Raw genomic sequence first — 25,566 nt, 5'->3', positions numbered from 1 at the left:
AATGAAGAAAAATTATGCCTTTGGGATGATTGGTTTGGGCACCATGGGAAGAAATTTATTGTTAAATATGGCAGATAATGGCTTTAATGTTACAGGTTATGATAAAAACCCGCAACAAATAGAGCTTTTAAAAAAAGAAGGAATTAGAACAAATACCACAGGAACTGTCGATATTAAAGAATTTGTGCAAAGCTTAAAAGTGCCAAGGGCAATTATGATGTTGGTGCCAGCAGGTAAAATTGTTGATGCTGTTATTGAAGAATTGTTGCCTTTATTAAATGAAGGCGATTTGATTATTGATGGGGGAAACTCACATTATAACGATACCGATAAAAGATTTATAGAACTTCAAAAAAAGAATATCCATTTTTTTGGAATGGGTATTTCTGGAGGAGAAAAAGGCGCTAGATTTGGTCCGAGTATGATGCCTGGTGGCGATAAAAAAGCTTATGAAGTGATGAAACCCATTCTTGAAGCGGTTTCGGCAAAAGTTAACGAAGAACCTTGCGTCACTTATATTGGCCCTGGCGCTTCTGGTCATTTTGTGAAAATGGTCCACAATGGGATAGAATATGCTTTAATGCAAATGATTGCTGAAGCTTATGAGTTGATGAAAGTTGGCTTAAATATGCCTGATGAAGAAATTGGAAATCAGTTTAAAAAATGGAATAACGGGAAATTACAATCTTATCTTTTAGAGATTACCCAAGAAATATTTTTTTTAAAGGAAGATGGCGACAAGGATATTTTGCTGAATTATATAAAAGATGAGGCTAAAGCGAAAGGAACTGGAAAATGGACTTCTCAAGCTTCTATGGATTTACAGGCAGTTACTACTTGTATTGACGCCTCTGTTGCCATGCGAGATTTATCTAAAGAAAAAGAGTTGAGATTAGCTGTTGATAAAATCTATAGCGATGCAACCAATATTGATATTGATAAAAATGAAGTTTTAAAAGATTTAGAAGATGCTGCTGCTTTTACCATGAAAGTAATATATGCGCAGGGAATGGATTTGATGCAAAAAGCATCACAAGAAATGAACTATGATTTAAACTTGGCGGATTGTGCTAAAATTTGGAGAGGCGGATGCATAATTAGGGCCGCTTTTTTAGAAGATATTTATGAGGCTTACCAAAATAAACCTGATTTAGATAATTTGCTTTTAGACAAAAAAGTGTCAAAACAAATTAAAAGTACAGTAAATGCTGCAAGAAGTATTATTATTGCAAGCGTAAAAGCTGGTATTGGGACAACGGTGTTTTCATCAGCTTTAAGCTATTTTGATAATTTAAAAACTGGCAGAATGCCTTCTAATTTAATTCAAGCACAAAGAGATTATTTTGGCGCACATACTTATGAGCGTATTGATAAAGAAGGAGTTTTCCATACACAATGGCAAATAAACGCCCAACCATAAAAACTCAATAATATTTAAATGAAAGCTAACATTAAATCAAAACCCACCATTTTCATGATTTTTGGTGGTACTGGTGATCTTGCAGAAAGAAAACTAATACCAGCATTATACCATCTGTTTTTAGATAGTTATATGCCTAAAGAATTTGCGATTATTGGATTAGGAAGAACGGATTATAATGATGATTCTTTTAAAAAATTATTGCTTGGTGGCATAAATAAATTCTCTAGAAGTGGCAAAGCCGAGAAAGATAAATGGGAAGACTTTTCTAAACACATTACTTATTTAAAAAGTGATGTAAACAATGAGGCTGATTACAAAAAAATGAGCTCCCTTATTGATGGTTTCGAGAAAGAATGGAGTGAGACTCCAATCATTATTCATTATCTGGCAGTGGCGCCCAACTTTTTCCCAATTATTGCGAGCAATTTGGCTAAAGTTAAATTAGCTGATGATTGTGACAGAACCAGAATTGTTATAGAAAAACCTTTCGGTCATGATTTACAATCGGCAAAAGAATTGAATGTTTTATTAAAAGGTATTTTTGCAGAAAATCAAATTTATCGTATAGATCATTATCTAGGAAAAGAAACGGTTCAAAATATGTTGGCTTTTAGGTTTGCCAATGCACTTTTTGAACCAATTTGGAACCGTAATTATATTGAACACGTTCAAATTTCTGTTACTGAAGATATTGGCGTTGAAGATCGTGGTGGCTATTATGACGGTTCTGGTGCTTTACGCGATATGGTTCAAAACCATATTTTACAAGTTTTATGCCTGGTAGCGATGGAGCCTCCGGTTAATTTTGATGCAGAAGAAATAAGAAACAGAAAAGTTGATGTTTTAAGGGCTATGCGCCAATTTGGTCCGGATGAAATCAGGTTTAATACGGTACGTGGACAATACAGCGAAGGATGGGTTAAAGGAGAAAAAGTAGAAGGTTACCGTGATGAAGAAGGAGTTGATCCTGAATCTAATACAGAAACTTTTGCCGCCCTAAAATTCTTTATCGATAACTGGAGATGGCAAAATGTGCCTTTCTATGTACGTACAGGTAAAAGAATGCACCAAAAAGCTTCTATCATTAGCATCCAATTTAAAGATGTTCCACATTTAATTTTCCCTAATCAATCTTCCGAAAGTTGGCAACAAAATAGGCTTATCATCAGCATTCAGCCAGAAATGAGTATCAGATTACAAGTTCAGGCAAAGAGACCAGGATTGGATATGACTTTAAATCCTGTTGATATGGTTTTCAATTATGACGGAACTTATGAGAATGAAACACCTGAAGCTTACGAAACTTTGCTATTAGACGCTATGAAAGGAGATCAAACTTTATTTATGCGTGGCGATCAAGTAGAAACCGCTTGGGATTTAATTATGCCAGTATTAGAAAGTTGGGAATCTAAAAAAAGCATCAGTTTCCCTAATTATTCTGCTGATAGTTGGGGACCAGAAACTGCGGAAGCTTTAATTGCGAAAGATGGCTTTCATTGGTTTACAATGCCCATTAAAAAAGCGGATAAGAAATAAATTAGTTTTATAATCATTTCTATTTAATCTATTTTATGAAAACAAACGTTTTTAAAACTCCAGAAGAAATTATTCCTTCTTTAGCCAATTATTTTGTGAATTGCGCTAACGAATTTATAAATAAACAAGGTAAATTTTCTGTTGCCTTATCCGGCGGCAACTCTCCAAAAAAATTCTATGAGTTATTGGCTTCTGCCGATTTTAAAAGCAAAATAGATTGGAAAAAAGTTGACTTCTTTTTTGGCGATGAACGTTATGTACCTCAAGATGATCCCGAAAGCAATTATTTAATGGCAAAAACTTCTTTGTTTGACCATTTAGATATTGAAGATTCACAAATATATAAAGTAGATACCTCTTTAGATCCTGCAACTGCAGCTCAAGATTATGGGCGTTGTATTTGTCAATATTTTGATGATAAACCCAGTTTCGATTTTGTGCTTTTAGGATTGGGCGATGATGCGCATACCGCTTCAATTTTCCCCCATACTTCTTTGGTTTGGATAGATGAAGAAAATGTAAAAGAAGTTTATTTAGAAGATAAGCAGGTTTATCGAATTAGTTTTACCGCTCCTTTAATCAATGCTTCTAAAAATGTAGTTTTCTTAACTTTTGGTGCAAGCAAGGCAGATGCTATTAAAGCAGTTTTTGAAGGAGAGAAAAATGTAGATTTATATCCAGCTCAATTAATTGACCCCGAAAATGGGGAATTACAATGGTTTGTTGATGAGGCTGCGGTGAGTAAACTGACAGAAAAACCTTAAATTTTATTTTCCTCTTTTTTCTAGTTTCTAAATAAGGAACAATCTTTGTATTATCGGATTTATGCCAAATATAAAGCCCGATAATAAATTAAGAACAATTGAAACAGTTTCAAGACTATTAGATAGTCAATTCAAGATTGGAAATTTTAGGTTTGGCTTAGATCCTATTTTAAATCTTATCCCGTTTGCCGGCGATACATCTACCGCATTAGTTTCTATTCTTTTGGTTTATACTATGCGCAAACATGGCGCAAGCAATAAATTGATAGTTAAAATGTTGGGCAATGTTGCCATAGATTTTATATTGGGAGCAATTCCTTTTCTTGGTTGGGTTTTCGATTTCTATTTTAAGGCAAATGATAAAAATGTTAGACTTTTAAAAGAGCATTACGCAGAGGGGAAACATAACGGCAGCGCAAAAGGAATCATCATTTTTAGTTTGATTATTTTTTTATTAATGATTGCTGCTTTTATTTGGGCAACCTGGACTTTCACGGCTTATTTATTTAACTCCTTTTAATAAAATTAATTAAACAAGTTTTTTGAAATTTGCTTTTAAACCATCAATCAAATCATTTTTAGTTTCTTGATGAGCTTTAGCTCCGCTTCGGATATTTGTAGCGTTGCCATGATTACGGACGATTATTTCATTAAAAACACTAATCATTTCCCCATCCTTATTTGTAGTTATTAATTTGTTTTCTAAACCATTATATTGCATCCAAATACTTTGAATTACCCAATCATTAGCATCATTAAATTGAATGGTTTTAATGTCTTTTATTCCCAGCCATTCATCACGATAAGTTTCATCATCATTTAATGCTCCAATTTTATAGCCTACAATTGAACATAAAATTATTCCTATACCAATTAAATATGGAAAAGCAGCGCTTCTTTCAGATTTTGGTGTTTGCTTAAACATGGCTAATCCAACTAAAAAGCCAAACATCAATCCAATTAATAACCCAGAAGTGCTTTTGCTGGTGTTTTTAGGTTTATTCATTAACTAAACCTTCTTTCCAAAAGCTAAATCGCCGGCATCTCCTAAACCTGGAACTATATAAGATTTTGAAGTCATTTCTTCATCGATAGCTCCAATCCATAATTTTGCTTTAGGCAAATTGCTTTTTATAAAGGCAACACCTTCTTGGCTAGCAATTACAGAGACAATGTGCAAAGTCTCAATATCATATTTGAATAGTAAGTCTTTACAACACATCACCAAACTTTGGCCAGTTGCCAACATAGGATCAGAAACAATAACTATTTTTCCGTCTAAATTTGGTGTAGAAACATAATCCATTTGTATATCAAAATCATCATCTTTTTTACTTTTACGATAAGCCGCTATAAAACAAGAATCTGCCTTATCAAAAACATTTAACAAGCCTTGGTGTAATGGTAAACCTGCCCTTAAAATAGTTGCTAAAATAGGCATGTTTATTATATAATCACCATTTGAAAAACCCAAAGGAGTTTGGGTTTCCACATTTTCAAAGTTTAAAGTTTTACTGATTTCATAAGCGAAAATCTCTCCCAAACGTTCCATATTTCTTCTGAAACGCATGCTGTCTTTTTGAATTTCGATATCTCTCAATTCTGCCAAAAAATTATTCGCAATACTTTTTGTTTTATTTAGAAGAAACATAATTTTAACTATTTAGCTCACTCTTTTGTCATTGATCGCTTTTACCCAATCTTCTCTACCACATTTATCACAAGTACAATTTTCGACAGTTTCTTTGGGTTTTTGAATGTTACCGCAAAATCTGCAGGCATAAATATCATTTTTATTTAGCTTATTAACTTTATTGTTAAAATGATGAGGCAAAATAGGAAGTCCGTATTTTATTTTATCATTATCCAGATAGAAAACACTTATTTCTCCTGTGGTTTCTAATATAGCTAAATCAACCTGACCCAAATGGCTAATATTCCTTAATCTTAATTCTGCAAAAAATTCATCAAAAGCCATGGATTCTTTTTTAAACTTATCAATGGCAAATTCTCCGTTTTCAATTAAATAAACCGGTTCTCCTTCCAACAATTTCTCAATTCTTTTTGATTTTGAAATTGAGTAGGTAGTAATACGATATAGTACCAGAATGAATATGAAAACGCAAATTGCAGGTAATAAACCAACATCTTCATAAAATAAAGGATCGCCGGCTGCAGAACCCAATGTTAAAATGATAACCACTTCGAAAATTGAGAGTTGCTTAATTCCTCTTCTTCCAGATAGTTTAAGAACAATTATTAATGATAAATAAACAACTACGCACCTAAATAATACTTCCCAAATAAAGCTAGGAGGCAAGTTGTTCATAAACAAACGGGCGGGTTCAAATATTTCTTTCATAGCACTTTACAAGCAATTGCTTAGCCACTTGCCTTACAAAACAAATTTATTTTATTTTTTTGAAAATTGATTATTGAACGTAACTTAAAGGAATCTAAATTAAAAGATTCTTAGAGAATTGTGAGGTAAGATGGCTTTAAATAATTAAAGTCTATCTTTTTTGGTCTTTAAATAAACTTGATAAGATTTTTTAATATAATTCATATCATCATAACGATTGCGATAGGTCACATCTTCTGGTTTTGGCCTATACAGATACATAAACTCCACCATTTCTTCGTCTTTAATTTGGATACTTTCCTTTATAATAGAAACATTAAAATGAGTATCGACTCCTGATTGCGCATTTTCTCTGTAAATATAACTTCCAAATCTTCTCGCATCAGCGGCATCTTTTCCTAATAATTCATGTAATGCCGTAAGCGGTGTAAAAATGTATGCAAAAATCGGGGGTTTACCTCCATAATAAACGCCTTTGCTTCTATAGCCATTTAAAATCTCTTTCTGTTCGGCTTTTCTGGTTTGTTGTTTTATAACTACTTCATTTAATGTGATTGCTTTTTTTAAGTAGATTATTAAGTTTTGCTTTTGTAGGATAACTTTCTCTTGTTCCTGATAATTGTCTTTAGTAAACACTAAAGTATCTCCTATAGAAACATTGATGCTAAAATTGCCAAAATCATCACTAAAGGAAGTTTCTTTAGATTTTTTATTAAAGATGGAAGCGTTGTTGATTCTTTTATTACCGATTTCAAAAACCAAACCCTTTAACAATATCTTGTCTTGAGCAAAGGTTGTAACACCTAAAATCAGAAAAATTGAAATCAAAAAAGTTAGCCTTATCATAAACGATTCTAATATCCCCAATTTTTATTTAATGACCGGACTTTTAATGTTTTTTAACATTCTCTTGTTTATCTGTTTTTGAGTTAACGCTTTTAGCATTTTCATTTTTCACTAAATCCTTCATAAAATTCCAATTGCCCATTTTCAATTAATGGATAATTTAATTCCCCTATTAATTTTATCTTTGCAAATGATTAAATCAATGACTGGTTACGGTACCGGTATCAAAAACTTACCTAACGGCAAATATACCGTCGAAATAAAATCCCTAAACAGCAAGTTTCTAGAACTAAATATAAAGCTGCCAAAAGCTTTTTCTGATAAAGAATTCTTTTTAAGAAACGAGTGTAGCAAATTGTTAGAAAGAGGGAAAGTGATGCTAAGCATTAATGCAGAAACCATTGATAATACTTCTAAAGCGGCAACCATCAATAAAGATCTACTAAAATATTATTTCAAAGAATTACAGTCTGCCGCTCAAGACTTAGGACAAAGCGATGATAAATTGTTTGTCGCAGCTATTAATTTACCAGAGGTAATTAAATATGATGAATCTTCCGTTTCTGAAGAGGAATGGAAATTGGTATTAGAAGCTTTTTATGCTTCAGTTGATAATTTTCAAAAATTTAGGGCAGATGAAGGTGCTGTTTTAGAAAAGGACCTAACAGAAAGGGTGCAAACCATTCTCGATTTAATGGAGTTAGTGGCAAAAAATGAAACCAACAGAATTCCGGCCATTAAAGAAAAGTTGACAACTATGCTAAGTGATGTTGTTGGAAAAGATAAGGTTGACCAAAATAGATTAGAGCAAGAGCTGATTTATTACATAGATAAGTTAGATATCACCGAAGAAAAAGTACGTTTAAAAAGCCATTGCGATTATTTTATCGAAACCTTAAAAAACAAAGATGCTAACGGCAAAAAATTAGGTTTTATATCCCAAGAAATTGGTAGAGAAATTAATACGATGGGCTCTAAAGCAAATGATGCCAATATTCAGCGTTATGTAGTTGGGATGAAAGAGGAATTGGAGAAAATTAAAGAACAACTATTAAACGTACTTTAAAAATACGCTTAAGGCAAAAGGCATAAGGCTAAACGCTTTCTGCTTTGAGCTTAAAGCTTTAAGCTTAAAAATATGAAAGGTAAACTTATAATATTTTCTGCTCCCTCCGGTGCTGGAAAAACCACCATAGTCCATCATCTTCTTAAAACGTTTCCTGATAAAATTGCGTTTTCAATTTCTGCCACTACTCGCCCTTCTAGAGGTGATGAGCGCCATAAAATAGATTATTACTTTATTACAAAAGAAGAGTTTTTGCACAAAGTAGCTAAACATGAATTTGTAGAATTTGAAGAGGTTTACTCGGGTACATTTTACGGAACTTTAAATAGTGAAATCCAAAGAATTTGGGATCAAGGAAAAACCGTGATTTTTGATTTGGATGTTGAAGGTGGATTAAGGTTAAAAAAGAAATATGGGAAAAATGCTTTGGCTATTTTTGTACAGCCACCTTCTTTGGCCGTTTTAGTTGATAGATTAAAAAATAGAGGTACAGAAACTGAACAGAAAGTTACAGAGAGAATTAATAAAGCAGAAAAAGAGCTAACCTATGCTTCAAAATTTGATGTGATTTTGAAAAATAATGAACTTGATTTAGCATGCAAAGAGGCAGAAGATTTGTTATTAAACTTTATGCGCTAGCTAATACGACCAAAATTTCATTATTTTACCCTTTATATTTAACAAGATGGGTAAAAAAATAATTTGGTTATTTTCTTTTTTAGCTTTTGGGCTAATCCAACCTATTAACGCCCAAAACGTTTCTTCTAAGCTAGAAAACCTAGTAAACAAAAAAATTTCTGATAAGCCTGGCGACAAAGACTCGAGCCAAATTATTGCAGCAGATACTACTTTCAATGGGTTAATTAAACGTGTTGATTACTATGCAGAACAGTTTAATATAATTGGAACTGGATTAAGCGCTGGATTTGATACCATAGACATCAGCGAAACCTTACCCTCGATAGAAAAAAAAATTGAAGATGCCAGTGCTTACAAACTAGCCACATTTAGATCTTTATCTACTCTTCAAGATTATTTTGCCACCTCACAAAAACAACTGGATAAGTGGAGCAATAAGCTAACACTTTACAATAATTCTTTAGTGGGGATGCAAGAAATTTTGTGTCATTTAACTACAGACTCTGTTTTTCAGAAAATCCCTGCAGATTCTGCCCTTCGTAATCGTTTTTTCAATCGCTTAAATGAACTTGGGGCTAAATGGCACCGGTTAGATTCTATTAGTAACAAAGCCATTTTAAATATAGGAATTTTACAAAATAGAGTTTCGGCAGTACAGGTAAGAATTACAGACTTTAATGATCAAATCAATATTGATTTAAGAAAATTAAAAGAAGATGCTTTTACAAAAGAGTACGATTATTTGTGGGATATCAAAACAAATGGTTTTTGGTTAGATTTTAAAGATGGGATTTATAATACCTACAAAATAAATTATCGAATATTTAAATACTACTTCAATTATAGTTACAAGGTACATTTAATAAATATTGCTCTTTTTCTTTTGCTTTATTTTTGGTTGAAAAGAAATAGGGATACTATTAAAAAAGACAGTGAATCGGCTGCAAATATTTTTGAAAACACATTGCTCACTACCAAGAAGCCGTTTTTTGCAGCTTTAGCCGTCACTTGTACCATTGGCCCATTTTTTTATTATCGACCACCAATCATTATCAATCAAATTTATCTAGTAATACTCATGTTTAGTGTGGGGATTTTAATGTGGGGTATATATGAAAAATGGCTGGTTAAGAACTGGTTTATCGCTTTAGTATTTGTGGTATTTTACAGTTTCGGAAACTTATATTTTCAGGTGTTTGTTTCTGAAAGAATCATGTTTTTTATCCTTACCATCTTGATTTTTAGTTGGACAATTCATTTTTTCAAGAAACGAAAGACAAATATTCCTGAGAAATATCAGAACTCTTTGCATAACGTAATTTATATTTTTTTCGCCCTCATTATTGTTTCCATAATTGGTAATTTATTTGGGAGATATAGTATTTCTAAGATTGCTGCCACTACTGCTTTATTTACTTTAGTAGAAGGTATAAGTCTGATTTTATTTGTCAAGATCATTACAGAAGGCATTTATTTACAAATGGAAGTTGGTAAAATACATATCAATACCGTTTCCTCATACCTTGATTTTAAAAACTTAAAAGACCGTATTGGCAAATTTTTAAAGTTTTTAGCCATCGTTTTATTAATTGTTTTCTTCACACAAAACCTTAATGTTTTTGATGTTATTTATGATGATACAAAAACGTTTTTAACCCTAAGCAGAAAAATTGGAAATACAACCTTCACTTTTGCTGGTTTTATCCTGTTTATTTTAATCATCTATCTATCAACCGTTATTGCAAAAATTATCAGTTACTTTTTTGAGTTTGCTGATGAACATGCAATAAAGACATCACGTAGAGCAAAATATAGTTCTTCTATACTTTTAGTAAGGCTCTCTATTTGGATAATTGGCTTTTTGATTGCTATCGCAGCCTCTGGAGTCCCAATTGATAGGATAACAATCATTATTGGAGCATTAGGAGTTGGTATCGGTTTTGGGTTACAAAATCTTGTAAATAATGTGGTTTCTGGTCTGGTTATGGTTTTTGAAAAACCAATCCAAGTAGGAGATTTAATTGAGGTAGGCGATAAAACCGGAACAGTGCGTTCCATAGGAATTAGGGCAAGTAAGATTTTAACATTAGAAGGCTCTGAAGTTATTATTCCTAACGGCGATATGCTCTCTCAAAATTTGATTAACTGGACATTAAGCAACACCCATAAAAGAATTTGTTTAGACGTTGGCGTAAGTTATGGTTCTGATATTGATAAAATCAAAAGCATTTTTAAAACGATAGTAGAAAAAAACGAAGATGTAATGAAAACACCGGCTCCTCTAATTTTACTGGATAGTTTTGGAGATAGCTCTATTAATTTTAGAGTGTTATGTTGGGTTGCCGATATTGATAATTGGCTAAGAATAAAAAGTGTTTTAATGAGCTGTATTTTTGAAGAATTTTATAAAAACGAGGTTACTATTCCTTTCCCACAAAGGGATGTGAATGTTTACATTAAAGATGCAGACCAAATCAGACCTAAAAAAGAAGATTAATTTTTCAATAATATTAAAATGAAAATCGGTTTATTTTTTGGTTCTTATAATCCAATACATACAGGGCATTTAATTATTGCCAATTACATGGCAAACCACACCAATTTAGATAAAGTTTGGTTAGTGGTTTCACCTCATAATCCATTAAAAGAAAAAAAAGATTTAATACAGGTTTATGATCGATTAGAAATGGCAAAATTAGCCATTGATGATACTCAAAATATCAGCGTAAGCGATGTAGAGTTAAAATTAGCCCAGCCTTCTTATACAATTGATACTTTGACTCTTTTAAAAGAGATTTATCCAGAACATCAGTTTGTTTTGATTATGGGTTCTGATAATTTAAAATCGTTTAAAAAATGGAAAAACTACGAACTAATTTTAAGGGATTATCATATTTATGTTTATCCGAGGCCTGGTTTTGCTAACTCTGATTTAGAAAATCATCCATCAATAACAATTACAGAAACACCTTTAATGGAGCTTTCTTCTACATTTATAAGAAAATCAATAGCAGAAAATAAAGATGTTAAATTCTTTTTGCCTGATGAGGTGATCAATTTTATTGAGAGTAAGGGTTTGTATAAATAAGTGTTTTTGGTTATTTAAATGACATCATATTTAAAGCCTAATTAATTGATTAGATACTGTTTCATATTTTAAAATAAATCCTGTAAGGATTAAAATTGAGATGCTTAATATGAATCCTGAAAGGATTAAATGTCTATAGCATTGTTGTAGTGACGCAGGTGTGACCCCTACGGGGTCAAATCCAAATAATTTATATTGTTCTATAGACATTTAAATCCTTCGGATTCATACATATTCTATCCATTCAAATAAATATTCATCTTTATATTCTATTGCAAACTTATTTAAAAACTCCCTATATTCTTCCTTAAACAATTTCTTCTTATGATGATCCTTTTGATTATTGATGTAATTAATCACGTTGTTTAATGAGGAATGACTGTAGGAAAAAGCCCCATAACCTGTTTGCCAGGCAAAAACATCTTTTATAAATTTTTTCTCCTTTATAAATTCATTAGAAGATTTTTTAATTTCTCTCACCAAATCAGATAAACAACAATTAGGTCGCATGCCTATTAAAATATGGATATGATCAGGCATTCCGTTTATTGCCAAAAGTTTTTGATCTTTATTTCGAATAATTCCTGTGATGTATTTATAGAGTTCATTTTCCCATTCAGCTTTTATCAAACTATTTCTCCCTTTAACCGCAAAAATAATTTGTACATAAATTTGCGAAAAAGTTCCTATTCCCATATTTTAAAATTTAGTTAGAAGACAATTTCAAAACAAAAAAGCTACTTCTCTAAAATAGATAACTGAGCAAGTATATCGTTCTGATTTATAAAATAATCCTTGTCACTTTTTAAAGCTTTGTAAACATCATCAAATAGAAGCATGTAATTTCCTTTTTCTGCTGCTACAATCTCTTTAACTACTTTTCCTTTTTCATCAATTGTATAAAGAACTCCTTCTTGATTTTTTTCTTCTATACCGTATTGTGAATCTGTAGGTTTTATGCCCTCGTTAAGCTGGTTTTCTTGAATATCAGTTCTGTTTTTTATAAGCGTTCCGTTTTCTCCATTAAAAACATACGCCGGTTGAGGGTGAACAACCAACATATTGCAAGTAGCAAAAACATTTAATCCATTAGGATAGGTAAGATGTGCAAATGCATAATCATCAACTTCTGTTTCTTTACGCAACTTTCCGTAGGTTTTTTTAAACTCTGACGGGATGCCAAATAATGCAATTGCCTGATCAATAATATGTGCGCCTAAATCGTAAAATACTCCCGCTCCAGGATATGGCTTTTCTTTAAATTGTTTTGGACTTATTTCATTTCTATACCTATCAAAGCGGATATGTGCTTCACTAATTTTACCCAATTTCCCCGACTTAATTACTTTTTGTACGGCTAAAAAATCGCTATCAAATCTTCTGTTTTGAAAAGCTAAAACCTTTAATCCTTTTCTAAAGGCTAAAGAATAAAGCTCTTCTGCTTCTGCTTTGGTTACAGAAAACGGCTTTTCAATCAATACATTTTTACCTGCAATTAGTGTTGCTTTTGCATATTCATAATGAGTGAAGTTTGGCGTATTAATAATAATCAGTTCTAACCTATCGTCGTTTAAAATCGCTTCTATTTCTTTATAGATAATTACATTTGGATAATCTTTTTTTGCATCATCTTTACTTCTCTCATTAATAGCCGTTAACTCAAATCCTTCATGGGCTTCTATAAAAGGCGCATGAAATATTTTCCCTGACATTCCGTAGGCTAATAATCCAACTTTAATCTTGTTTTCCATATCTAAAGAAAGGTAATATTTATAATTAAATAATTGATGTGGTATTACAAATTAACATCAAAAAAAATAGCCCATGAAATTTGAGAAATCATGGGCTAATATTTTATAGGTTTTTTGAACTAGTTTCCTCCGATTCCTCCTCCTGTAGTAGTTCCTCCTCCTTGGTCACCTTGTTTTAAATCATCGTTGGTTACACCGCGTTTTTTACTTGGCGCACCTGCTTTTAATTTTCCAAATCTCCAACTAAAATTAACTCCTACAGAACGGAAAGGAATAGAAAAATTGGTGGTCTGTGTAAAGTTTGCTCCGGTTAAAGAAGAGCTAAAGTTTTTACGTTCATTAAATGGATCAATCAATGTTAAGCCTAAACTTCCTTTTTTATCAAAAATCTCTTTTTTGAAACCTGTAATCCACATATTAAATCCAGCGTTTTCTCCTTGAAAAGTTCTGCGAGGTGAGTTTAATATTACAAAACTCTCTATTACAAAGCCTTTAGGTAAATTAACCGATGCACTTACGAATGCATTGTAAAGCAAATAAATTTTATCTGTCTGTGTAGGGTTTGCATTTATAGTGTTATTATCAACATTAATTTTATAAGAGTTAATATTTAAATTAGTTCTTAGCGTTAGTATTTTAACCGGATTTACAGAACCAAAAAAGTTAAAGCCAAAAGAATTATTTGCTCCAATATTATTATATGATTGAAGTGAAATCGTTCTATTATTTTCGGTTACTGGAGTTACAATGCTTTCAATAATTCCATTTGTTCTTCTGTAAAAAACAGAAGCATTAATTATTGTTGTTTTAACAAATGTAGAATAGCCTAATTCAAAATTATGAGAAATCTCAGGTTTTAAAGTTGGGTTTCCTTGTGATTGTTGTAAAGAGTCGGCAACATTTCTAAACGGATTTAAATAAAATAAACTTGGTCTTTGTATCCTTTTATTGTAGCTTAATTTTACAGTTTGGAAATTTTTAAAACTTTTAGAAACTACTGCACTTGGTACAAATACTCCATAATTATTTGCAAAGTTTGGGGCTTGAGCTAATGCTGGCGTAGAGCTTCCTTTAATATCTGTATATTCATACCTTCCACCAATTTTAAACCCATATTTTTTTGCTAATGTAAAGGCGAATGTTGAATATGCTGCAGCAACATCCTGGCTATAATTATAAATATTATTTCGTCCAACAATTGGAGTCGTATTGTTATTTGATGGATTTACTTTAACAGCCCTAGAATCACTATTTATATCTCTTAAAATTGATTTTGCGCCAACCTCCCATATTACTTTTTTAAATGGATGCGTATAATCGGCCTGGAAAGTAATTTCTTCATTTACTCCATCATTATTTGCAACTTCATTTAATGGATCGGTAGAGAAATTAGTTGTATAATCATTATTTGTACTTCCACGGGTATATTGGGCAGCTAACGAATATTGCTGACCTTCTTTTTTAAATTTATGCGTAAAATCGTTATTCCAGTCATAGTTATTTGCGCCAAATTCATTATCCGTTGTTCTTATATAACTACTAAGGTTAGACCCTATTTGTGACGTAGCATTATTTGTACCGTCTGTACCAAATGAAAAACGACTAAATTTTAATGTAGAACTAATTGAATTGTAAGTATTAAAATCATAATCAAGTCCAAAAGAACCATTACCAGCTAAACGTTCGGTAGTGTTTTTGCCGCTTTGGGCATTTACAAAACCTGAACCACTAGAATTAAAATCTAAAATTGATGCTGCTGGCCAAGAATAGTTACCGCCAAAATTAGAACTAAAACCAAAACGTCCTTTTTTAATATTTAAATTAAGGTTCGCGTTATTTTGTCTTGTGCCAATAGAAGAGTTAACCGATCCACTAATGCCTTCTAAATTATTTTTTTTAGTGATGATATTAATAATCCCAGATGTACCTTCGGCATCATATTTTGCAGATGGTGAAGTAATTACTTCTACGTTTTTTATTTGGTCTGCAGGGATTGCTTTTAGCGCATCGGCCATATTTCCTGCCATCACTCCTGATGGTTTTCCATTTATTAAAACCCTAACATTAGAACTCCCACGTAAAGAAACATTTCCTTCATAATCCACAGAAAGCAAAGGCACTTTTCTTAAAATGTCAGTCGCATTTCCGCCGGCAGATGTTACGTCTTTCTCTGCATTATAAACAATCCTATCAATTTTATTTTCAATCACAGGCGTTTCTCCAATTACTGTAACTTCTGCCAAAGCTTTACTGTTTGGCGATAGAATAATGTTGCCTAAATTAAAATCTAGTTTTGATGGAGTGGTTTCTACAGGATCAATAATTTTTGGGCTGTAGCCGATAAAAGAAATCGTAATTCTATATTTTCCAGGTTTGATATTATCAATCCTAAAACTTCCCTTTTCATCTGCTAAAGCTCCGCTGGTAGATTTTGTTTGTGTGCTTCTTGATAAAGAAACTGTGGCATAATCTACTGGCTTTTTAGTTAAAGAATCTATTACCGTTCCAGTAATTTTTCCTGTGATAACAGCAGCACCACCGCCACCAGGAAACTGGGCAAATGTAAATTTTGTGGCAATAGTTAATAATATTATGAAGGATAATCGTTTCATCATTTTTATGTTTTTTTTAATGAGATGCAAAAAACGATGCAATGTTACGATTAAAGAAAAAATTTATTGGTAACATCCAGGTTACTTCTTTTAAAAGAAAAAGGCTTTAATACCATTGGTCTTAAAGCCTTAATTTTTACTAATTAATAAATTATTTTATCTCAAACACCGCGTTAACTTGTGCTGTTAACTTTATCTTCTTAAAATCAATGTCTGGCATAGATTCAACCGCATCAGCAGATTTACTCATCATCATTTGTGTTCTATAAACTGGTTGAGGATAATTCTCTGATCCAGATTCTTGGATTTCTAAAGCCCCTCCAATTTTTTCACCAACGGCTTCTGCTAAATATTTTGCTTTGTCTTGTGCTTGTTTTAACGCTTTAATTTTTAGCTCTCTTTTTAAATCATCAGCTTTAGAATATTCATATCTATCTACATTGGTGTATGCAACTCCTTTTGGATCAATAGCGGCAATAATTTGATTTAGCTTGTTTAAATCGTTAACCTTAATACTGTATTGTTTAGATGCCAAAAACAATGGGTCTTTTTTCTTTTGCCAATAATCCGTGTAAGCGCTTATGTTATTGATCATAAAATCTTGAGTAGGAATACCCGCAGCAATTACAGCTTTTTGTAGTTGTGCTTCTAATTCTTGAATACTCACTTTCTTTTTATTATCCTTTAAATACTCTTTTAAAGAAATTCCTACATAAATAATATCGGGAGTAACTTCCATTTCGGCAGTTCCTGTAACCGAGATTTTTTTGCGGTTATCAAATCCTTGTGCAAAACCGGTAATTGTTGTTAGTGCAATTAAAGCACTTAAAAATATTCTTTTCATAACTTTTTTCTTTATTTGATATTAGGATGAAATATTTGTACCAATTCCATATAATAAAATCAGAATTATTAAAAATATAAGTTATTAAATTGATTGACAACTATATACACTTGAAATTATTATGGGTTTAGTTTTTTATTTACCAATGCTAAATTCAAATCTAAATCTTCTTGATAGATTGGATAACCCTCTTCAATTAACACTTTTGCTTTTTGTAAATCTTGCAAAGCCAAGTCATAATCCTTAATCTCTGCCTTGGCTTTAGATAATAAAATTAATGATTCAATCTCACCTTGCTTAAAATTGATATTTGAAGAAGTAGTTAATGCCTGGATAAAAAACCATTTGCTTTCGGTAAACCTTTTGGCCTTTAAATAGATTTTTCCTAATTGTAAATAACAAGCATAAGCCGCTTTTTTTCCTAATCTTCCACTCATTGGCAATGCATTTTTTAAAATTAAATTTTCGGCTTTTTTAATCTGATTTTGAGAAGCTGCAATCTTAGATTCAAACAAAAGCTGATCGAATGTTAATTTTGGCTTGCTTAATCCTTTAATATATTTATTTGCATAATTGCTGTATAAATCGGCGTTAGCTAAATCATTTTTTATAAAATATAAACTGGCTAAATTATAGGCTAATGCAAACGATTGAAACTCATTTTTTAAGCTTAAGCTTAAGTCATACGCTTGTTTGAAATTAAGAATAGCATCATCAAAATTATTTGCCCTAGTATTATAAATTGCTAAAGCTTCTAAATAATTAGCCATTGAAATATTATCAAAAAATGATAGCTTAAAAAACTTTTGAGTAGGTAATCCGCTTAAATAAATATTTAAATCTAATGGGTTAAAATGCGTTTTAAGTTTATGCCTAATTATAAAATCAGAATCATCTGCCAACAAAAAATGGTTTTTATTTATAGATTTTGAAGGTTCTTCATCATATATAATTTTATTTTTTGCTATCGTTTTAATAGAAAATAAAAGCGTACTAATGCAAAAAAAATAAAGTGCTGATTTTTTCATAAATAAATTATTACTACAATGTAGGTAAACAAGAGCAAATACAATCCATATTAAATGTTCTTAAACCAACCTAATCATTTTTCTTATTACATTTATAGCATAATACCTATCAACAAATTGATCAATAATGGATAATAAGCTAAATAGACCTGTCAGGGTTTTAGTTGCAAAAGTGGGTTTAGATGGGCATGATAGAGGCGCAAAAGTAATTGCAACCTCTTTAAGGGATGCAGGAATGGAAGTAATTTATACCGGCCTTAGGCAAACTCCAGAAATGGTTGTAAATGCCGCTTTGCAAGAAGATGTTGATGCTATTGGTGTTTCTATTTTATCTGGGGCACACATGACGGTTTTCCCAAAAATTATGGCGCTTTTAAAGGAAAAAGATTTAACAGATGTTTTAGTAACTGGCGGTGGTATTATTCCAGAAACCGATCAACAAGAATTAACAAAACTAGGCGTTGGCAAACTCTTTAATCCTGGTACAACCACTTCAGAAATAGTAGCTTATATTAATAATTGGGCTTTCGAAAACAGAAACTTTTAAAATAACCATCATGACTTTTAATAATCTAATTGTAGAAAATTCAGATTTTATACAAATAATTACCATCAGCCGTGAGGCAAAACTTAACGCTTTAAACAGAGAAACTTTAAGAGAATTAAACTTAGCTATTAAAGATGTAATTAATGATAAAAATATAAGAGGAATCATCATTACTGGTGCAGGAGAAAAAGCATTTGTGGCCGGTGCCGATATTTCCGAGTTTTCATCTTTTAATTCAGCAGAAGGAAAAGAATTAGCAAAAGAAGGTCATGAAAATGTGTTTAACTTAATAGAAAATTGTCAAAAGCCAATAATTGCCGCTATAAATGGTTTCGCTTTAGGCGGAGGATTAGAATTAGCGATGGCTTGTCACATTAGGATGGCTTCAGCGAATGCAAAAATGGGTTTACCCGAAGTTACTTTAGGATTGATTCCGGGTTATGGCGGTACTCAAAGGCTTCCTAAATTAATAGGGAAGGGAAGGTCTATGGAAATGATTTTAAGTGCAAAGATGATTAGTGCAGAAGAAGCTTTAGCTAATGGTTTAATTAATAAAGTTTTAGAAGATAAATCAAAACTTATTGAGTCTGCTAATGAATTAATGCAAAGTATTGTTCAAAAATCTCCAAATGCAATAAAGGCAGCTATTACTGCAATAAATGCTTCTAATACTTCAGATGGTTTTAATCAGGAAATTGAAGAATTTTCTAATTGCTTTGGTACTGAAGACTTTAAGGAAGGCGTAAATGCATTCCTGGAAAAAAGAAAAGCTAATTTTAATTATTAAAAGTTAAATAAATAGCTTAAAAGTTAATTGTGTAGAAATATTTGCCCAATTAAAATATTTTAATTTATATTCGCTTTAGTTATAATCTCCTGATTTTATTTGGATACTAAATCGCATAAATGAAAAAAATACTTATCATAGATGATGAAGTAAACATTGGCTTGTTGCTTTCTAAATTCTTATCCAGAAATGGGTTCGAAGTAAAAACTGCAACATCTGGCTCCTCCGCATTTGAGATACTAGCTGCAGAATCTTTTAATCTTGTACTTTGTGATTTTAGACTAGAGGATACCGACGGTAGAGAAGTTTTAAAAAAAATAAAAATATCTTATCCCCGCACAGGCGTAATAATTATTACGGGTTACTCCGATATTAAACTTGCCGTAGAATTAATCAAAATGGGGGCTTATGATTATATCACCAAGCCTTTATATCCTGATGAAATTTTAAATACGATAAAAAAAGCTATTGATACCCAACAAGCTTTAAACGAAGAATTAGACAAGCCAAAATCGCCAGCAGAAGCTTTAAAAAACAAAGAATTAGTTAGCGAGGCATTTAAAAATGAAGACTACGTAATTGGACAAAGTTCTGCAGCCAAAGAATTAATTAGACAGATAGATTTAGTTGCCCCTACAGGTTACAGCGTAATTTTGATTGGAGAAAGTGGTACAGGAAAAGAATCAGTTGCGAAAAGTATCCATATGAAAAGCCCAAGAAAGGACAAGCCATTCATTGCAATGGACTGTGGTTCTTTAACAAAGGAGCTCGCGGGATCAGAATTTTTTGGACATGAGAAAGGATCTTTTACGGGTGCGCTATATACTAAAATTGGTCATTTTGAAATGGCAAATGGAGGCACCTTATTTTTAGATGAGGTTGGGAATCTTTCTTATGAAATACAGGCTGCATTATTAAGAACAGTACAAGAAAGAAAGGTTAAACGTATCGGATCTACAAAAGAAATTGATTTAGATGTTAGGATAATTGTGGCAACAAATGAAAACTTAATTGATGCCATTTCTAAAGGAAAGTTTAGGGAAGATCTTTACCACAGGTTTAATGAATTTGGTATTTATATGCCACCATTACGTGAGCGAGGTAAAGACATTATGATTTTTGCCGAATATTTCTTGCTGTCTGCAAATAAAGAATTAAATAAAGACGTTAAAACCTTCTCACCAGATGTAGAAGAAAGCTTTCTAACTTATCCTTGGCCTGGAAACGTAAGAGAATTAAAAAATGTTTTAAGACGAGCGGTTTTATTAACCGAAGGAGATATTGTACAAACAAAAGCCTTACCGCTAGAAATTTCTACTTATTCTAAAGTTTCTGCATTTGAAAATGCGATAGAAACTGTGAGCTCATCAGCGGGTAAGGAAAAGCGAGTTGATTTAAAAAATGCAGCTTTAGAAGCCGAATATGAAACTATTTTAAAAGTTTTAAAAGATGTGAAGTTTAACAAAACCAAAGCGGCTCAAATTCTCAATATCGATAGAAAAACACTTTATAATAAAATGAAAGCTATAAACTTAGAATAAATAGATAAATAAGTGGCGATAAATAGTATCTCAATAAATAAAGAAGAAAACAGTTTAAATATCCCCATGGGATATTTTTGGGCTATATTCTTAATCTGTATTTCACCAACAGTGATGTCTATGTTGGGGATAGAAATCAGCTATAATGATTATCGCGTTCTTTCCTTCTCTAAAATAACAGAAAATGTTTCAACTGGGCTTATTCTTGGTCGGACATTTTCTACCGTTTGGGTAATATTTAGTATAGCAGTAGGCGTTTTTACCTGCATCTTAACATTAATAGATTTTAGCGTTAAAAAAGATATTGCCGCTCCTATTGTAGGCTTGGTAATGCTTTGCATCTCCGTTTTTGATATGTTTCATTTATTGGTGATTTTGGGCGTTGTACATACAAATCTAGACTTAGATTCTGCAATTTATATTACCTGGTTTGTAAGTAGAATTTTGAATATCCTCCTATTAATTTTAGGCACATATATCATAATAAATCTTAAAGAAAAACATGTAAACACAGATAGAGAAAAGAAAACCCTGGTAAAATTCTTAGGTATTTCATTTTTCATGATTTCAATAATATCAATTATATTCATTATCAATCTTAAATCAATTCCCTCTGTTTTTATACATAGGGACAATTTTTTTACCCATCCTTTAGAAATAATTAGTATTGTAGGATATTTATTTTGGGGTGGCTATTTGATGCCTAAAGTTTTAAAAAGCTTCGATGGCATCTTTTTTAAAATGTTGATATTAAGTATGATTCCTGCAATATTTGCAGATGTGCATATGGCAGTGTTTTATAAAAATTTTGATGTAGAATATAATTTCGCACAGTTTTTACGCCTTTTTGCCAATCTCGTCCCATTAATCGGTATCAGCTTAAATTATTCAAGAAACATCACCACTCAGCATCAAATGAACCTCATTTTAGATCAAGAGGTAAAATCTAAAGAGAAGATTCAGCAAGATCTTGAAAGAAGACAGAATCTTTTACAAACAGCAGAAAAATTGGCTAACATGGGAAGTTGGGAATTAGATGTTAAAACCAAAGAAATAAACTTTTCTGACGCACTTTATAAAATATTTGGTTATATGCCTAATTCTATCTCCCCAGATTTAGACTTAATGTATAACATGATTATTCCTGAATATAGGGCAGGCTATAAAACCATGTTAGAGACAGCCATATCCAAGCAAACAAATTTTAATACAGAATATCAGGTACTGTGGGTTAACGGGCAAAGGCGCTATATTTTAGCCCAAGGCAGGTATATCCAGGCAGATAAAAAAATTATTGGGACTTGTCTAGATATTACCGAGTTAAAAGAAACTTCTCAAAAATTATCTCAAAATGAAGCTTTATTAAAAGAAGCCGAATCCATAGCACATAATGGAAGTTTTGAATGGTTTAACGGGATTGATCATTTCTTTTGGTCTGAAGAAATGTTTAGGATACATGGCTATCAACCTAACTCTGTAGAAATTACACTCAATTTTTATGAAAAATTAATTCATAAAGATGATGTAGAAAAATGTAAGCAGACTATTTTATCCATACTGGATGAAAAGAAAGATTTTGCAACAGAATACAGAATTTACAGGCCCGATAAATCCATTAGGTATGTTTACTTAACTGCAAAAGTTATCGTTAATCATGAAAATGAGATAATTAAAATTATAGGTAACCTTCAAGACATTACCGAATTAAAAAACGCCGCAATCTTATTAGAAAAAACCGAAAGTATTTATAAAACCATTGCCAGCAATGTTCCGGATTCTGTAGTATTAATGTTTGATACCGATCATAAATTAATCCTTTTTGATGGTCCGATAATTACAGAGGTTAAATTTAAAACTAAATTATCTCAAGGCATACATCTGAAAGAAATATTTGATGAAGGAGAGTATATAGACAATAAAAATATTTTAGATAGGGCATTTGCAGGGGAAGAAATTCAGCTAGAAAAAGATTTTCCTGATGATAAAACTTTCATGATAGATTTTAAACCAGTAAAAAATGTTTCTGGAGGAGTATTTAATGTAATGGTAGTAATGCATGATATTACCGAAATTAAGAATGTTCAGAAAAATTTAGAATCTAAAGTGGAGGAACTAAACAGCTCCAATCAGGATTTAGAACAGTTTGCTTATGTAGCCTCTCATGATTTACAAGAGCCATTAAGAAAAATTAGAGCGTTTGGCGAGCGGTTACAAAACAAATTTACCGATAACATTACGCCAGAAGGATTAGATTATATTAAAAGAATGCAAAATGCATCAGAGCGAATGCAAACGCTAATCGATGATTTACTTACTTTTTCTAGAGTTACCAGAACTGATGAAGTTTATGTTGATGTTGATTTACATGATGAGTTTCAAAAAATAATCGAAGATTTAGAATATACCATAGAAAAGAAAAATGCCACAATAGATTTAATGGTTAATCATCATATAGATGCGATACCAAGTCAAATTAGGCAACTTTTTCAAAATCTTTTAAGCAATGCCATCAAGTTCACTAAGGAAGGTGTGCCTCCTTTGGTAGAAATTAAATCAGAGATATTAAAAGGCGAGGCTTTAGATAATGAAAGATTAGAACAAAATAAAGACTATTGTCGTATCACGGTTAAAGATAATGGGATTGGGTTTGATCAACAATACGCTGATAAAATTTTTGAGCTTTTTCAAAGATTACACACTCGAAATGAATATCAAGGAACCGGTATTGGTTTAGCGGTTTGTAAAAAGATAGTTGATAAACATAACGGAGAAATTATAGTGAGCAGTAAACAAAATGAAGGAACCTTGTTTGCCATCATATTACCCATTAAACATTAAAATAAATGGAGAAATTTTTTTGGATTGCAGATGATGACGCAGATGATAGAATGATTATTAAAGAAGCTTTTGAGGAGAATGATTTTGATCAATCATTAACATTTTTTGAGGATGGAGAAAGGGTTTTGGAAAAATTTAACGAAAGGTTAGACAGCCGACATTATCCTTCTTTATTGATTTTAGACTTAAATATGCCAAAAGTTAACGGAATAGAATTATTAGGACGAATTAAAAAAGATGATAAAACCAAACATATCCCAATTGTGATTTTATCAACTTCAAAAAGCAATGTAGATAGAGAGAAAGTATTAAACCTGGGTGCAGATGATTTTATTACAAAACCATTCAGCTTTAATCATATGATACAGATTACAAAAGAATTAATAGAAAAATATGGCTAATATGAAAACTTATAAAGTATTATTAGTTGATGATGATGAGGATGATTATATCTTAACAAAAGATATTTTTAATGCAATCCCTCAAAGGGAAAATTATAAACTGAGCTGGATAAATAATTACGAGGAGGCAATTAACGCCATGTTAAAAAGCCACTATGATATATATTTAGTAGACTATAGATTAGGAAAATATACTGGTATAGATTTATTAAACGAAGCCATAAAATCTAATGTAGATGAACCTATAATTATTTTAACCGGTAAAGGAGATTCTAAAGTAGATGAAGACGCTTTAGAAATTGGTGCTGCAGATTATCTAATTAAAGATAAAATTGATCCGTTTACAATTGAGCGATCAATTAGGTATGCAGTAAAACATAAATCATCCTTAAAAGCATTAAGAGATAGCGAAAAAAAATTCAGGATAATTTTTGAAAGATCTAAAGAGCCTTTTTTGATTATCGATTCTTTAGGAACAATAAGAGACATTAACAGTGCGGGCTTAACATTTTTTGGCTATACAAAAGAAGAAATGTTAACCATTAATTCTAACAATCTATTTAGAAACACCCAAGACGGAATTAAATTTGCTGAAATTATGGACGGCAAAGGTGCTGTTAATGATTTTGAGACCGAATTAAAAAGCGATAATAACTCATTCAGGAAAGTTTCTATTTCTGCGTTTTTGCAAATAGACCAACACGCCACGGAAGAATTATATTACTGTATCATACATGATATTACCGATTTAAAGAAAATAGAAAAGGAATATATAAATGCAGAAAAAGCGGCACTCATAGAACGTGTTGCAAAAAGCTTAGCGAATGAGATTACCAATCCATTATCTAATATAAATTTATCTATTGAGCAATTAAAGCTTGAGATTAAACCAGATGAGGATGGCGCAAAAGTTTATGTAGATATTATACAAAACAATTTTGAACGTATTAATCTCTTGATATCAGATTTTATAAATTCTACTCAATCAATAGAATTAAATATTCAACCAAGGTCTTTAACTATCCTTTTGGATGAAAGTTTAGAGCAACTAGAAAAAGAATTAAGCTACAATAACATCGCCTTAAATAAAAATAATTATCCTACAGATTTATTTGTTGATGTTGATTATGATAAAATGGTAAATACCTTCTATCACATCATAGAAAACGCAATTGCCGCAAAATCTTCTGAAATAATTATCGATGTTGTTTTAGACAATGGCAACGCTATTATTTTAATTAAGGATAATGGAGAAGGTATTGATCCTCAAAATCAAGAAAAAATATTTGAACCTTTTTTCACAACAAAGCAAAAAAATGTAGGCTTGGGACTGACAAATGCTCAAAAAAACATTCTAAATCATAGGGGGAAATTATTGTTAGATTCTACAAATAACAATGGTTCTACATTTAAAATAATCTTACCAATAAGTAATCCTTCTATATCTTGGGAATAACAAAATTTGATGTAATATTTTTTTTTGAGAAATAAAA

Annotated in this window: 23 protein-coding genes; 14 read left to right on the top strand and 9 right to left on the bottom strand. The window is 31.5% G+C overall.

Annotated features, from left to right (window positions below; translation table 11 throughout):
* Position 1 precedes the first annotated feature (1 nt).
* The 4 genes from gndA to A5893_RS11910 all read left to right on the top strand — a co-directional run bounded on the left by gndA (position 2) and on the right by A5893_RS11910 (position 4,243).
* Positions 2–1,420, top strand: a complete 1,419-nt coding sequence (gndA, locus tag A5893_RS11925) for an NADP-dependent phosphogluconate dehydrogenase (RefSeq protein WP_068822797.1) — start codon at positions 2–4, stop codon at positions 1,418–1,420.
* 18 nt (positions 1,421–1,438) lie between these two features.
* Complete coding sequence (gene zwf, locus A5893_RS11920; protein ID WP_068822796.1) at positions 1,439–2,959, top strand: glucose-6-phosphate dehydrogenase; 1,521 nt, start codon at positions 1,439–1,441, stop codon at positions 2,957–2,959.
* 35 nt (positions 2,960–2,994) lie between these two features.
* Positions 2,995–3,723, top strand: a complete 729-nt coding sequence (gene pgl, locus A5893_RS11915) for a 6-phosphogluconolactonase (protein ID WP_068822795.1) — start codon at positions 2,995–2,997, stop codon at positions 3,721–3,723.
* Positions 3,724–3,784: 61 nt separating this feature from the next.
* The gene (locus A5893_RS11910) at positions 3,785–4,243 is read left to right on the top strand and encodes a DUF4112 domain-containing protein (protein ID WP_068822794.1); all 459 of its coding nucleotides are present in this window, start codon (positions 3,785–3,787) and stop codon (positions 4,241–4,243) included.
* A 9-nt stretch (positions 4,244–4,252) separates the two neighbouring features.
* Here the strand turns inward: A5893_RS11910 and A5893_RS11905 are convergent, their stop codons facing one another.
* The 4 genes from A5893_RS11905 to A5893_RS11890 form a co-directional block, all read right to left on the bottom strand.
* Positions 4,253–4,729 carry a hypothetical protein gene (locus A5893_RS11905; protein WP_068822793.1) on the bottom strand — a complete coding sequence of 159 codons (477 nt, stop codon included), beginning with the start codon at positions 4,727–4,729 and terminating at the stop codon, positions 4,253–4,255.
* A 3-nt stretch (positions 4,730–4,732) separates the two neighbouring features.
* Positions 4,733–5,377: a uracil phosphoribosyltransferase gene (gene upp, locus A5893_RS11900; RefSeq protein ID WP_068822792.1), complete on the bottom strand. Its 645-nt coding sequence runs from the start codon at positions 5,375–5,377 to the stop codon at positions 4,733–4,735.
* Positions 5,378–5,386: 9 nt separating this feature from the next.
* Entirely contained in the window at positions 5,387–6,085 is a 699-nt protein-coding gene (locus A5893_RS11895) for a DUF421 domain-containing protein (RefSeq protein WP_068822791.1), read from the bottom strand.
* A gap of 144 nt (positions 6,086–6,229) precedes the next feature.
* Positions 6,230–6,931: a hypothetical protein gene (locus A5893_RS11890; protein WP_068822790.1), complete on the bottom strand. Its 702-nt coding sequence runs from the start codon at positions 6,929–6,931 to the stop codon at positions 6,230–6,232.
* Positions 6,932–7,121: 190 nt separating this feature from the next.
* Here A5893_RS11890 and A5893_RS11885 point away from each other — a divergent pair, with 190 nt between their 5' ends.
* The 4 genes from A5893_RS11885 to nadD all read left to right on the top strand — a co-directional run bounded on the left by A5893_RS11885 (position 7,122) and on the right by nadD (position 11,724).
* Positions 7,122–7,997 carry a YicC/YloC family endoribonuclease gene (locus A5893_RS11885; protein ID WP_232456855.1) on the top strand — a complete coding sequence of 292 codons (876 nt, stop codon included), beginning with the start codon at positions 7,122–7,124 and terminating at the stop codon, positions 7,995–7,997.
* A 72-nt stretch (positions 7,998–8,069) separates the two neighbouring features.
* The gene (gene gmk, locus A5893_RS11880) at positions 8,070–8,636 is read left to right on the top strand and encodes a guanylate kinase (RefSeq protein WP_068822789.1); all 567 of its coding nucleotides are present in this window, start codon (positions 8,070–8,072) and stop codon (positions 8,634–8,636) included.
* 46 nt (positions 8,637–8,682) lie between these two features.
* Entirely contained in the window at positions 8,683–11,133 is a 2,451-nt protein-coding gene (locus tag A5893_RS11875) for a mechanosensitive ion channel domain-containing protein (protein ID WP_068822788.1), read from the top strand.
* A gap of 18 nt (positions 11,134–11,151) precedes the next feature.
* Complete coding sequence (gene nadD / locus A5893_RS11870; protein WP_068822787.1) at positions 11,152–11,724, top strand: nicotinate (nicotinamide) nucleotide adenylyltransferase; 573 nt, start codon at positions 11,152–11,154, stop codon at positions 11,722–11,724.
* A gap of 225 nt (positions 11,725–11,949) precedes the next feature.
* Here nadD and tnpA read toward each other — a convergent pair whose 3' ends face one another.
* The 5 genes from tnpA to A5893_RS11845 form a co-directional block, all read right to left on the bottom strand.
* Positions 11,950–12,420, bottom strand: a complete 471-nt coding sequence (gene tnpA / locus A5893_RS11865; RefSeq protein ID WP_068822786.1) for an IS200/IS605 family transposase — start codon at positions 12,418–12,420, stop codon at positions 11,950–11,952.
* A 41-nt stretch (positions 12,421–12,461) separates the two neighbouring features.
* Entirely contained in the window at positions 12,462–13,475 is a 1,014-nt protein-coding gene (locus tag A5893_RS11860; protein WP_068822785.1) for a Gfo/Idh/MocA family protein, read from the bottom strand.
* A gap of 119 nt (positions 13,476–13,594) precedes the next feature.
* Positions 13,595–16,090 carry a TonB-dependent receptor domain-containing protein gene (locus tag A5893_RS11855; RefSeq protein WP_232456854.1) on the bottom strand — a complete coding sequence of 832 codons (2,496 nt, stop codon included), beginning with the start codon at positions 16,088–16,090 and terminating at the stop codon, positions 13,595–13,597.
* 148 nt (positions 16,091–16,238) lie between these two features.
* Positions 16,239–16,931 carry an SIMPL domain-containing protein gene (locus tag A5893_RS11850; RefSeq protein ID WP_068822783.1) on the bottom strand — a complete coding sequence of 231 codons (693 nt, stop codon included), beginning with the start codon at positions 16,929–16,931 and terminating at the stop codon, positions 16,239–16,241.
* A 119-nt stretch (positions 16,932–17,050) separates the two neighbouring features.
* A complete protein-coding gene (locus A5893_RS11845) occupies positions 17,051–17,959 on the bottom strand; it encodes a tetratricopeptide repeat protein (RefSeq protein ID WP_068822782.1) in 909 nt (302 codons plus the stop codon).
* Positions 17,960–18,086: 127 nt separating this feature from the next.
* On the opposite strand from A5893_RS11845, the gene A5893_RS11840 reads away from it, so the two are divergent.
* From A5893_RS11840 to A5893_RS11815, 6 genes are all read left to right on the top strand, one after another.
* Positions 18,087–18,506 (top strand): cobalamin B12-binding domain-containing protein, encoded by a 420-nt coding sequence (locus tag A5893_RS11840; RefSeq protein WP_068822781.1) that lies wholly within the window; start codon positions 18,087–18,089, stop codon positions 18,504–18,506.
* 10 nt (positions 18,507–18,516) lie between these two features.
* Entirely contained in the window at positions 18,517–19,293 is a 777-nt protein-coding gene (locus A5893_RS11835; protein WP_068822780.1) for an enoyl-CoA hydratase/isomerase family protein, read from the top strand.
* 119 nt (positions 19,294–19,412) lie between these two features.
* The gene (locus A5893_RS11830; RefSeq protein WP_068822779.1) at positions 19,413–20,834 is read left to right on the top strand and encodes a sigma-54-dependent transcriptional regulator; all 1,422 of its coding nucleotides are present in this window, start codon (positions 19,413–19,415) and stop codon (positions 20,832–20,834) included.
* A 12-nt stretch (positions 20,835–20,846) separates the two neighbouring features.
* The gene (locus A5893_RS11825) at positions 20,847–23,672 is read left to right on the top strand and encodes a sensor histidine kinase (protein ID WP_198342316.1); all 2,826 of its coding nucleotides are present in this window, start codon (positions 20,847–20,849) and stop codon (positions 23,670–23,672) included.
* Positions 23,673–23,677: 5 nt separating this feature from the next.
* Positions 23,678–24,073 (top strand): response regulator, encoded by a 396-nt coding sequence (locus A5893_RS11820; RefSeq protein WP_068822777.1) that lies wholly within the window; start codon positions 23,678–23,680, stop codon positions 24,071–24,073.
* 1 nt (position 24,074) lies between these two features.
* Entirely contained in the window at positions 24,075–25,529 is a 1,455-nt protein-coding gene (locus A5893_RS11815; RefSeq protein WP_198342315.1) for a hybrid sensor histidine kinase/response regulator, read from the top strand.
* Positions 25,530–25,566 lie beyond the last annotated feature (37 nt).

The organism is Pedobacter psychrophilus, from assembly GCF_001652725.1.
GTDB classification, from domain to species: domain Bacteria; phylum Bacteroidota; class Bacteroidia; order Sphingobacteriales; family Sphingobacteriaceae; genus Pseudopedobacter; species Pseudopedobacter psychrophilus.
The sequence above is the reverse complement of the archived record's forward strand: the minus strand, read 5'-3'. Positions and strand labels throughout refer to the sequence as shown.